At 75.1% G+C, this 12,894-nt stretch carries 1 protein-coding gene (only partly in view); it reads right to left on the bottom strand.

Features of this window, described 5'->3' with window-relative positions; all coding sequences use genetic code 11:
• Window positions 1-35: 35 nt before the first annotated feature.
• Window positions 36-12,894, bottom strand: partial view of a type I polyketide synthase gene (locus MUY22_RS36355; RefSeq protein ID WP_247051699.1) — the end only. Its footprint extends 14,693 nt past the window's final position; 12,859 of the gene's 27,552 nt are visible here — the last part of the coding sequence; its start codon lies off the right edge, out of view; it ends in the stop codon at window positions 36-38.

Here is a 12,894-nt window from a genome sequence, read left to right as displayed (position 1 = left end):
CACTTTCACGTGAAAGTGCCGCCCCTTCGTGCGTGTCAGTCCCAGTCGGCGCTCAGCTTCTCGTCCAGCAGCGCGAAGACGTCCTCGTCGCTGGCGGCGTCGAAGTCGAAGCCGTCGCCTTCCACGTCTTCACGGGCGCTCCACGTGCCGCGCAGCTGCTCCAGCCGCGTCGCGATCTCCTCGTGTGAACCCGGGTCGAGCACGGCGTCCTGCAGCACCTTCTCCAGCCGTGCCAGGTCGGCGAGGATCGCCTGCTCCGGCTTCTCCTCCGGGGCGACCAGCTCGGCGAGGTAGGCCGCGAGGTCGCGCGGGGTCGGCTGGTCGAACGCGAGCGTCGCCGGCAGCTGCAGCCCGGTGGCGCCCTCCAGCCGTCGCCGCAGCTCGACCGCGGTGAGCGAGTCGAAGCCCAGTTCGGTGAACGCCTGGTCCGGCCCGACGACGTCCGCCGGCCCGTGTTCCAGCACCACGGCCACCGCGTCGGCGACGACCTCCAGGAGCACCTCGATGCGGTCCGCCGGGGACAGCCCGGCCAGCCGCGGCGCGAGGTCCGCCCGGGCCGGGGCCGCCGCCGCGGTCCGGCGCGGCGGCACCAGCTTGCGCAGCACCGGCGGGACGTCCTGGCCGCGCAGCACCGGCAGGTTCAGGTGGACCGGCACGGCCAGGGGGTCGCCGCCCGCGCGGACCGCGTCGAACACGGCCAGCCCGTCGTCGGCGGCCAGCAGTTCGACGCCGGCCCGGGCCAGGCGCCGGATCTCGGCGTCGGGCAGGGCGGCGGTCATGCCCGCTTCCGGCGTCCACGGCCCCCACGCCAGCGAGACCGCGGGCCGGCCGTGGGCGTGGCGGTGGACGGCGAGGGCGTCGAGGAACGCGTTCGCCGCGGCGTAGTTGGCCTGCCCCGCGCCCCCGATCGTCCCCGCGAGCGAGGAGAACAGCACGAAGCCCGCGAGGTCGTGCCCGGCCGTGAGTTCGTGCAGGTGCCACGCGCCGTCGGCCTTGGGCCGCAGCACCGTCTCGAAGCGGTCCGGGGTCAGCGAGCCGAGGACGCCGTCGTCGAGCACCCCCGCGGCGTGCACCACGGCCGTGAGGTCGACGCCGTCGAGCAAGCTCGCGAGAGCAGCCCGGTCGCCGACGTCGCAGGCGGCGACGGTGACCGCGGCGTCCAGCGCGCGGAGGTCGGCTTCGAGCCCGTCCTCGGCGACGCCGGATCGGCTGACCAGCAACAGCTTCCGCTGCCCGTTCGCGGCGAGCCGCCGGGCGACGAGGGCGCCGAGACCGCCGGTGCCGCCGGTGATCAGGACCGTGCGCTCCGGGTCCCACTCGGTGACGTCGGGGCCGGTGACGACCCGGTCGAGCCGGGCGGCCGACGCGGCTCCGTCCCGAATGGACAGTTCCGGCTCGCCGGCCCCGAGGAAGTCCCGCAGGGGCAGCGAACCGTCGGTGTCGGCCAGGACGAACCGGCCCGGGTTCTCCTGCTGCGCCGAGCGCACCAGGCCCCACACCGCCGCGGCCGCGAGGTCGTCGCCGGTCAGGGCCCCGCTGGTGCGCAGGACGAGCACGTCGTCGAACCGCGGGTCCGCCAGCCAGGCCTGCAGCAACACCAGGACCGCGGTGGTCGCGGCGCGCGTCGCGGCCGTCGGGCCGCCCGGGTACGCCGGGACGGTGACCACGACCGGCCCGTCCACGCCGAGAGCGGCCAAGTCGTCGAGGGCGTGGGCCGGGTCGGTCAGCGTGTGGTCCGGAGCGGTCACCTCCGCCGCGGGGCTCGGTGACAGCGGGGTCCAGGTGAGCCGGTAGAGGTGGCTCGACCGGAGCTGGTCGGCGGCCGGTTCGCGGACCGTCAGGCCGTCGACCGTGGCCACGGGTGCGCCCGCCGGGTCGGTGATGGTGATGCCGATCGTGTCCGGGCCCGCCGGGGCCAACCGGACGCGCAGGTCCGCCGCGCCGGCCTGGTGCAGCGAGACGCCGCGCCAGGTGAACGGCAGGGCGGGCTTGCCGTCCGGGTCGGCCACCATGCTCGGGTGCAGGGCGGCGTCGAGCAGCGCCGGGTGCAGCCCGAACGCGCTGGTCTCCGGGTCGTCGAGCCGTACTTCGGCGAACAGCTCGTCGCCCTGCCGCCAGAGTGCCGTCAGGCCCTGGAACACCGGGCCGTAGTCGAAGCCGCGGTCCGCCAGCAGCGGGTAGGCGTCCGTGAGATCCACCGGCGACGCGCCGGCGGGTGGCCACGCGCTCGTGTCTGACGCGGGTGCCGGGGTGGCCGGGGTGAGCACGCCGGTGGCGTGCCGGGTCCAGGTGCCGCCTTCGAGCAGGGAGTGGACCTCGACCGGCCGGTTCCCGGCGTCGTCGGCCGGGCCGGCCGACACCTGGATCGTGGCGGCGCCGTCGGCGGGCAGGACCAGCGGGGCGAGCAGGGTCAGCTCGTCGACGCGGTCGCAGCCCACCTGCGTCCCGAGGTGGCGGGCCAGTTCGAGGAACGCCGTGCCGGGCAGCACGATCGAGCCGAAGATCGTGTGATCGGCCAGCCACGGCTGGGCCGCCGCGGACAGCCGGCCGGTGCAGACGGCGGTGCCGGACGCGCCCAGGTCGAGCACGCCGCCGAGCAGCGGGTGCCCGGCCGCGCCACGCGCGTCACCCTGACGCACGGGCGGCCAGAAGCGGCGGTGCTCGAACGGATAGCCCGGCAGGTTGGCCCGCGGCCCGGGGGTACTCCAAGCGACGTCGACGCCGGAGACGTACAGCTCGGCCAGAGCGGTCAGGAACGTCCGCTCCTCATCGCGGTCGCGGCGCGCCACCGGGACGACGAGCGCGCCCGGGACGTCGACCAGGCTCGCGAGCACCGCGTCCGGGCCGACCTCGACGAACCGCGTCACGCCGGACTCGGCGAGCCGGTCGACCGCGTCGGCGAACCGCACCGCGTCACGCACCTGCCGGACCCAGTACCCGGGTGACGTGACGTCGCCCGCCGCGATCATCGGCACGGCCGGCGTCGAGAACTCCAGGCCCGCGACGACTTCGCCGAACTCGGCCAGCATCGGTTCCATCAGCAACGAGTGGAACGCGTGCGACACGCGCAGCCAGCGCTGCTTCCCGAACTTCGACGCGACCGCCTCGACCGCGTCTTCGAGCCCGGACAGCACGACCGACTCGGGACCGTTGATCGCGGCGATGTCGACGCCGTCGCTCAGCAGCGGAAGGACGTCCGCCTCGGACGCCCGGACGGCGACCATCACGCCGCCTTCGGGCAGCGCGCCCATCAGGCGCGACCGGGCGGAGACCAGCGTGCACGCGTCGTCGAGCGTCAGCACGCCCGCGATGTGCGCCGCCGCGATCTCGCCCACCGAGTGGCCGGTGACGAAGTCCGGGCGCACGCCCCGCGACTCGAGGAGCCGCGCCGCGGCGACCTCGAACGCGAACAGGCCGGGCTGGGTGTACTCGGTGCGGTCGACGAGATCGGTGTCCAGCGCCGCCCGGACGTCCGGGGCCAGCAGGCTCAAGACCTCGTCGAACGCCGTGGCGAACACCGGGAACCGCCCGGCCAGCCGCCGGCCCATCCCCGGTCGCTGCGCGCCCTGTCCGGAGAACAGGAACGCGGTCGGCCCGGTCAGGACCGTGCCCTCGACGACGTCGGCGGACGGACCCGCCTCGACGTACGCGGCCAGCGCGGCCGCCGGGTCTTCGGAGACCACCGCGACGCGGTGCGGGAACGGTGACCGCAGGGCCAGCGCACGGCCGACGTCACCCGCGTCCAGACGGTCGACGACGCCGACGAGCCGCGCGGCCTGGGCGCGGACCGCGGCGGCGGACCGCGCGGACAGCGGCCAGACGGCGAGCCCGGCGGCCGGTGCGGCGGGCGGCTCGGCGGCCTGCTCGATGATCACGTGGGCGTTGGTGCCGCTGATCCCGAACGACGAGATCCCGGCCCGCCGCGCCCGGCCGACCTCCGGCCAGCCGCGGGTTTCGCCGACCAGCTCGACGGCGCCCGCGTCCCAGTCCACATGGGACGACGGTTCGCCGACGTGCAGCGACTTGGGCACGACGCCGTGCCGCATGGCCTCGACCATCTTGATGATGCCCGCGACGCCCGCGGCGGCCTGGGTGTGCCCGAAGTTGGACTTCACCGAGCCCAGCAGCAAAGGCGTTTCCCGGTCTTGGCCGTAGGTGGCCAGCAGGGCTTGAGCCTCGATCGGGTCGCCCAGTTTCGTGCCGGTGCCGTGGGCTTCGACGACGTCGACGTCCGAAGTGGACAGTCCGGCGCTCGCCAGGGCCTGGCGGATGACGCGTTGCTGCGACGGGCCGTTCGGGGCGGTCAGGCCGTTGGACGCGCCGTCCTGGTTGACCGCGGAACCCCGCACCACGGCGAGGATCTCGTGGCCGTTGCGGAGCGCGTCCGACCGGCGTTCCAGCACCAGCAGGCCGACGCCCTCGGACCAGCCCGTGCCGTCGGCGTCGTCGGAGAACGCCTTGCACCGGCCGTCCGGGGACAGCCCGCGCTGGCGGGAGAACTCGACGAAGGTGGCGGGGGTGGACATCACCGTCACGCCGCCGGCCAGGGCGAGCGAGCACTCCCCCGCCCGCAGCGCCTGCGAAGCCCAGTGCAGCGCCACCAGCGACGACGAACAAGCGGTGTCGACCGTGACGGCCGGTCCTTCGAGGCCGAGCGTGTAGGCGACGCGGCCGGAGGCGACGCTCGGGGCGCTGCCGTAACCCTGCTGGCCTTCGTACTCGCCGCCGGTGAGCAGGCCGCCGTAGTCGCTGTACATCACGCCCGCGAACACGCCGGTCGACGAGCCGCGCAGGCTCACCGGGTCGATCCCCGCGTGTTCCAGGGCTTCCCACGACGTCTCCAGAAGGAGGCGCTGCTGGACGTCGGTGGCGACGGCCTCGCGCGGGCTCATCCCGAAGAACGCGGCGTCGAAGTCGGCCGCGGCGTGCAGGAAACCGCCTTCGCGGGTGTAAGTCGTGCCCACGTGGTCGGGGTCCGGGTCGTAGAGCGCGCCGAGGTCCCAGCCGCGGTCGGCCGGGAAGCCGCCGATCGCGTCGGTGCCGGCGGCGACCAGGTCCCAGAACTCGGCCGGGGAACCGGCGCCGCCCGGGTAGCGGCAGCCCATGCCGACGATGACGATCGGGTCGTCGTCGGCCGCGCGGACCGGACGCGTTTCCGCGGCGGTTTCCTTCGTGCCGACCAGTTCGGCGAGCAGGTGGGCCGTCAGCGCGGCGGCGTTCGGGTGGTCGAAGACGAGCGTCGTGGGCAGCCGCAGCCCGGTCGCGGTGGCGATCCGGTTGCGCAGCTCGACGCCGGTGAGCGAGTCGAAGCCCATGGCCGAGAACGCCCGGCCGGGGTCGATGGACGTGCTGTCGGCGTGCCCGAGCACCGCGGCGACCTGCCCGGCGACCAGGTCCGCGACGACGTCCCGGCGTTCGGCTTCGGTGAGCCCGGCCAGCCGCCGGCCCAGCTCGCCCGTGCTCGCCGCCTTGGCGCGGCGGGTGGTCGCGCGGACCAGCCCCCGCAGCGGCGGCGCGACCTCGCCGGTCGCCGACGCGGCCGGCCGGACCGGTGCGAGCACGGGGGTTTCGGCACCGAGCGCGGCGTCGAACAGCTCCAGGCCGTCCTCGGCGGTGAGGACCGAGATGCCGTCGCGGGCCATCCGGCGGACGTCGGCGTCGGTGAGGTCCGCCGTCATGCCGCCGGTGCCGGACCACGGGCCCCAGGCCAGCGAGACGGCCGGCAGGCCGAGGGCGGCGCGGTGGTGGGCGAGCGCGTCGAGGAACGCGTTGCCCGCGGCGTAGTTCGCCTGGCCCGCGCCGCCGATGGTGCCGGCGATCGAGGAGAACAGCACGAACCCGGCCAGGTCGGCGGTCAGCTCGTGCAGCGCCCAGGCGGCGTCGGCCTTGGTGCGCAGGACGCGGTCGAGCTGGTCGTCGGTCAGGGTCTCGACGGTCGCGTCGTCCAGGACGCCGGCCGCGTGGACGACGGCGGTGAGCGGGTGCTCGAGGCCGTCGACGAGGGCCTTGAGCGCGGCCCGGTCGGTGACGTCGCAGCGGGCGACGGTCACCTCGGCGCCGAGGTCGACGTCGACCTGAGCGCTGCGGCTGACCAGCAGCACGTGCCGCATCCCGTGCTCCCGCACCAGGTGCCGGGCCAGCAGGCGGCCCAGTCCCCCGGTGCCGCCGGTGATCAGGACGGTCCCGTCGGGATCCCAGGTCCACGGCTCGGGTGTGACGTCGGCGCGCACCAGGCGCGGCACGGACAGCTCACCGTCACGCACGCGGACCTGCGGTTCTCCGGCGGCGAAGGCGAGTTCGCCATCGACGAGCAGGAACCGGTCCGGGTGCTCGGTCTGCGCGGAGCGGACGAGCCCCCAGACGGCGGCCGCGGCGAGGTCGGTGCCGTCCGTGGCGCCGCGGGTGTGGAAGACGAGTTTCGCGTCGGCGAAGCGCGAGTCGGCGAGCCAGCCGCGGACCAGGGTGAGCGCTCCGGCGGTGACCTCGTGGACGTCTCCCCCGGTGATCGGGACGACGACGTGGTCCGGCACCTCCGCCAGGTCGGCCAGCGTGCCTTCGAGGACCACGGACGACGTGCTCGGCGCGGCTGTGACCGGGATCCAGTCGAGCCGCAGCAGCGCGTCCTTGACGGCGGACCGGGCGCGGGTGACCGCGGCGGGGCGGAACGTCACGGCGTCGACCGTGGCGACCGGGTTGCCGTCGGCGTCCGCGAGAGCCAGGGAGACCGTGTCGGTCCCGGCCGGGGTGATCCGGGCCTGCAGGAACGACGCGCCGGCGGCGTGCAGCCGGACGCCGCGCCAGCTGAACGGCACGTGCGGGCGGGTGTGGTCCGCGGTGAGGGCCACCGCGTGCAGAACCGAGTCGAGCAACGCGGGGTGCAGGCCGAACGCGGCGGTGTCCTCGCCCAGTTCGATCTCGGCGAAGACGTCGTCGCCGCTGCGCCAGAGCCGGCGCAGGCCCTGGAACGCGGGCCCGTAACCGAGGCCGAGGGTGGCCAGGGTTTCGTAGTCGGCGTCAACCGGGATCGCGTCGGCCGGGCGGGTCACGTCGGTCGCGGCCGTTCCGGTCGACGGCTCCAGGACGCCGGTCGCGTGCCGGGTCCAGCTGCCGTGGTCGCCTTCGGGGCGGGAGAAGACGTCGACGTCGCGCAGGCCCGCGGCGTCCGGTGCGGCGACGCGGATCTGCAGGTGGGCGGCCGTGTCGAGGGCCAGAGGCTCCAGGAGGGTCAGCTCGCGGACGGCCGGGCAGCCGGCCTCGTCGCCGGCGCGGCGGACGAGTTCGACGAACGCCGTGCCGGGCAGCACCGTCGTGCCGAGGACCGTGTGGTCGGCCAGCCACGGCTGCGTCTGCGTCGAGAGCCGGCCGGTGAACAGCAGCCCGGCGTCCTCGGCCAGCTCGACCGACCCGCCGAGCAGCGGGTGCCCGGGCGCGCCGAGACCCAGCCCGGCCGGATCGCCCGCCTTGACGCGGGCGTGCGGCCAGAAGCGCTGGTGCTGGAAGGTGTACGTCGGCACCGGGACCGCGCGGCCGTCGACGAGGCCGTCCCACGAGACCGGCAGGCCGGACACGTAGAGCTGGGCGAGGGCGGTCAGGAACGTGCGGGATTCGTCGTGATCCCGGCGCAGGGCCGGGACGACGACGGCGTCCACGACGTCGGCCGCGAGCCCGGCGAGTACCGCGTCCGGGCCGAGTTCGACGTAGCGATCGACGTCCCACGCTTCGAGGGCGCGCAACGCGTCGAGGTAGCGGACGGGCTCACGCACCTGGCTCACCCAATAAGCGGGCGAGGTGACGATGCCCGCGGCCACGACCGGGATTGACGGCTCGTGGTAGGTCAGCTCCGCCGCGACGGCGGCGAACTCGGCGAGCATCGGGTCCATCAGCGACGAGTGGAACGCGTGCGAGACGCTCAGCCGCTTGGCGTCGCCGAACCGCTCCGCGACGGCCAGCACCGCGGCCTCCGGCCCGGCGATCACCACGGACCGGGGGCCGTTGACCGCGGCCAGGGAGACGTCGTCGCCGAGCAGCGGGAGAACGTCGGCTTCGGTGGCGCGCAGGGCGACCATCGCGCCGCCCGGCGGGAGTGCCTGCATCAGCCGGCCACGCGCGGCGACCAGGCGGCAGGCGTCGTCGAGGGAGAACACGCCGGCGACGTGCGCGGCGGCGATCTCGCCGATCGAGTGCCCGGCGACGTAGTCCGGGCGCACCCCGCGGGCAGTAAGGGCCTGGAACAACGCGACCTCGACGGCGAACAGCGCGGCCTGCGTGTGTTCGGTGCGGTTGAGCGCGGCCGCGTCGTCGCCCCACATGACGTCGCGGACCACCGGGGCGAACCCGGCGAGCACGGTGTCCAGCGCGGCGGCGAACACCGCGTCGGCCGCGGCCAGCTCCCGGCCCATGCCGAGGCGCTGGGAACCCTGGCCGGAGAACAGGAACGCCGTCCGGCCGGTCGCCGGGGTGCCGGTGACGACGTCCGGGTGAGGAGCACTCGCGCTCAAGGCGGCCAAGGCCGCATCGTGGTCCGGGCCGGCGAGGACGACGGCCCGCGCGTCGAAGCGGGACCGGCCGTGGGCCAGGGTCCACGCGATGTCCCGGCGATCGGCGTCGTGTCCGCGGAGGACGGCAGCCTGCGCCCGCAACGCTTCCGGGGTCTTGGCGCTGAGCAGCCACGGGACGGTCGGGGCTTCGGGCCGCGCGGTGGCCGGGGTCGGCGCCGCGGGCTGCTCCAGGATGACGTGGGCGTTCGTGCCGCTGATCCCGAACGACGAGACACCCGCACGACGCGCCCGGTCCGCGTGGGGCCAGGCGGTTTCGGCGGTGGTCAGCTCGACCGCACCCGCGGTCCAGTCGACGTGCTTCGACGGTTCGGTGACGTGCAGCGTCCGCGGCACGACGCCGTGGCGCATCGCCTGGACCATCTTGATGATCCCGGCGACCCCGGACGCGGCCTGGGTGTGCCCGAGGTTCGACTTGACCGAACCCAGCAGCAGCGGGGTTTCCCGGTCCTGACCGTAGGTGGCGAGGAGGGCCTGGGCCTCGATCGGGTCGCCGAGTTTCGTGCCGGTGCCGTGCGCTTCGACGACGTCGACGTCCGAAGTGGACAGTCCCGCGCCGGCCAACGCGGCGCGGATGACACGCTGCTGCGACGGGCCGTTCGGGGCGGTGAGGCCGTTGGACGCGCCGTCCTGGTTGACCGCCGAGCCGCGGACGACGGCGAGGATCTCGTGGCCGTGACGCTTTGCGTCGGAGAGGCGCTCCAGGACCAGGATGCCGACGCCTTCCGACCAGCCGACGCCGTCGGCGCTGTCGGAGAACGGCTTCGAGCGGCCGTCGGCGGCGAGGCCGCGCTGGCGGGAGAACTCGACGAACGCCGCCGGCGTCGACATCACCGTGACGCCGCCCGCGAGGGCGAGGTCGCAGTCGCCGGCCCGCAGGGCCTGGGCCGCCCAGTGCAGGGCGACCAGGGACGACGAGCAGGCGGTGTCGACGGTGACGGCCGGGCCTTCCAGCCCGAGCGCGTACGAGACGCGGCCGGAGGCGACGCTGCCCGCGCTGCCGCTGGTCTTGTACCCCTCGACGTCCTCACTGCCGTCGAGGAGGCGGCTGTAGTCGCTGTACATGACGCCGGCGAACACGCCGGTCGCGCTGCCGCGCAGCGAAGCCGGGTCGACGCCCGCGCTCTCGACCGCGGCCCACGACGTCTCCAGCAGCAGCCGCTGCTGGACGTCGGTGGCGACCGCTTCGCGCGGGCTCATGCCGAAGAAGTCGGCGTCGAAGTCCGCGGCGTCGTGCAGGAACCCGCCGTGGCGGGTGTAGGACGTCCCGGCGTGGTCCGGGTCGGGGTCGTAGAGCGCGCCGACGTCCCAGCCGCGGTCCGCGGGGAACTCGCTGATCGCGTCGCCGCCTTCGCGGACGAGCCGCCACAGGTCCTCGGGCGACGTCACGCCGCCCGGGTAGCGGCAGGCCATGCCGACGATGACGATCGGGTCGCCGTCGACGACTCCCGTCGCGCGGACGGTCTCGACCGGCGCGTCCCCGAAGATCTCCCCGACGATGTGCGCGGCCAGGGCCCCGACGGTCGGGTAGTCGAACACGAGCGTCGCCGGGAGCCGCAGCCCCGTGGCGGCGTTGAGGCGGTTGCGCAGCTCGACCGCGGTGAGCGAGTCGAAGCCGAGTTCGGCGAAGGAGCGGGTCGGCGCGATCTTGCGGGTGCCGGTGTGACCGAGGACGTGCGCGACCTCGTTGGCGACGACGACGCCCGCTTCCTGCAGCCGTTCCCCGGCGGACCGGGTGCGCAGGCGGCGTTCGAGCGCGCCATCGGAGACCGCCGGGGTGCGGCGGGCGGGCGCGCGGACCAGGCCGCGCAGGGGGTGCGGGATCTCGTCGCGGGCCTGGAGAGCGGCGCGGTCGAGGCGGACCGGCAGCAGCACCGGCGCGGCCGCGGACAGCGCCGCGTCGAACAGTTCGAGACCCTGCTCGACCGACAGCGGCGGGAAGCCGGCGCGGGCGAGGCGGTCGAGCCCGGCCTCGCCGAGGTCGGCGGTCATGCCGGTCGTCGGGACCCACGGGCCCCAGGCCAGGGAGACGGCCGGGAGGCCTTCGGCACGGCGGTGGGCGGCGAGGGCGTCGAGGAAGGCGTTGGCGGCGCCGTAGTTGGCCTGGCCGGGGATGCCGAGCGTGCCCGAGACCGAGGAGAACAGCACGAACGCGGTCAGGTCGCCGGTCAGTTCGTGGAGCAGCCAGGCGGCGTCCGCCTTCGGCCGTCGCACGATCGCGAGCCGCTCGGGCGTCATCGCTTCGAGAGGCGCGTCGTCGAGGACACCGGCGGCGTGGACGACGGCGGCCGGCGGGTGGTTCGCCAGCAACGCGGTGAGCTGGGCGCGGTCGGCGACGTCGCAGGCCTCGACGACGACGTCGGCACCGGCGGTCCGCAGCTCCGCCACGAGGTCCGCGGCGCCCGGGCTGTCGGCGCCGCGGCGGCTGACCAGCAGCAGGCGACGGGCCCCGTGCTCGGTCACCAGGTGCCGGGCCAGGACGGCGCCCAGTCCCCCGGTGCCGCCCGTGATCAGGATGGTCCCTTCGGGGTCCCAGGCCGTGCTTTCCGTCGGCACGGCGGGTGCGAAGCGGGCCGCGAGCAGTTTGCCCTCACGCAGCGCGACCTGCGGTTCTTCGGTCGCGAGCACGGCCGGCGGCAGCGTGGACCCGTCGAGTTCGAGGAGGCCGAAGCGACCTGGGTACTCGGCTTGCGCGGCGCGCACGAGACCCCACACGGCGGCGGCCGGGAGGTCGCCCTCACGGGTCACGAAGACCAGCTTCGCGTCGGCGTACCGGTCGTCCGCGATCCAGCGCTGGGCCAGTTCGAGGGCCCGTTCGGCGAGGTCGGCCGATCCCGGCACGTCGGCCGCGTCGCCGGTCAGGCAGGTGACGACGACGTCGGGTACGTCGGCGCGGTCGTCCAGCGCGGCCACTCCGACGCTGAAGGGGTCGTCGCCCAGGAGCGCGACCGAAAGCGAGGTCGCGTCCGGGATCGGCACCGGTGTCCAGTCGAGCTGGAACAGGGAGTCGTTCCGGCGCACGGCGTCACGACCCGCTTCGCGGACGACCAGGGAGTCGATGGTCGCCACCGGGTCGCCGTCGGCGGTCGCCAGTTCGAGACCGATACCGGGGGTCACGCGGACCCGCAGGGCGACGGCTCCGGCGGCGTGCAGCGAGAAACCCTGCCAGGAGAACGGGAGTTCACGCGCGGCCGGGGCGTCCGGGCGGAGCGTCACGGCGTGCAGGGCCGCGTCCAGCAACGCCGGGTGCAGACCGAACCCGGCCGCTTCGGCGTGGTGGGCGGGATCCAGTTCGACTTCGGCGAAGACGTCGTCGCCGCGCCGCCAAGCCGCGCGCAGGCCGCGGAACCGGGGGCCGTAGTCGAAGCCGTCCGCGGCGAAACTCTCGTAGAAGTCGTCCAGGGGCACCGGAATCGCGTCCGGCGGCGGCCAGGCCGTGGTGTCCGAACCAGACACAGTGGACACCGGAGTCGCCGGGCTCAGGATGCCCGTGGCGTGTTCGGTCCAGGCGTCCGCGGTCCGCGAGTGGATGCCGACCGGGCGGCGGCCGCGCTCGTCCGGCTCGCCGACCCGGACCTGCACCTGGACGCCACCCTGCGGCGGCACGACCAGCGGGACCGCCATGGTCAGCTCGTCGATGCGGGGGCAGCCGGTCTCGTCGCCGGCGCGGACGGCCATCTCGGCCAGCGCCGTGCCCGGCAGCAGGACCTGGCCGTAGACGACGTGCTCGGCCAGCCACGGCTGGGTGTGCCGGGAAAGCCGGCTGGTCAGCACGACCTCGTCGGAGCCGGCGAGGCGGACGGTCCCGTCGAGCAGCGGGTGCCCCGGCGCGCCGAGCCCGAGCGACGTCGCGTCGCCGCCGGTCCGGGTGGCCGGCGGCCAGAACAGCTCGCGCCGGAACGGGTAGGTGGGCAGGTCGACGTGGCGGCCGCCGGTCAGGGCCGGCGTCCAGTCGACATCGGCGCCCGAGACGTGCAGCCGCGCGACGGCTTCGGTGAAGGCGATCTCCTCGCCGCGGTCACGGCGCAGCAGCGGCACCGCGACGGCGTCCGGCGCCACGCCCGCGACCAGCGCGGACAGCACCCCGTCCGGGCCGGCCTCGACGAACCGGGACGCACCCGCGGCGGCCAACGCCGTGACGCCGTCGGCGAAGCGGACGGCGTCCCGCGCGTGCCGCACCCAGTGCTCGACGGTGGTGACGTCGGCGTCGGCGCTCACGGTGGAGACGAGCGGCAGGCGCGGCTCGTGGAAGGTCAGGCCCGCGAGGACGTCGGCGAAGTCCGCGAGCATCGGCTCCATGAGCGGCGAGTGGAACGCGTGCGAGACGGTGAGCCGCCGC

This window comes from Amycolatopsis sp. WQ 127309, assembly GCF_023023025.1.
In the GTDB taxonomy this organism is placed as follows: domain Bacteria; phylum Actinomycetota; class Actinomycetes; order Mycobacteriales; family Pseudonocardiaceae; genus Amycolatopsis.
Note: the sequence above shows the minus strand (reverse complement) of the source record. Positions and strands in the feature narration are given on the sequence as shown.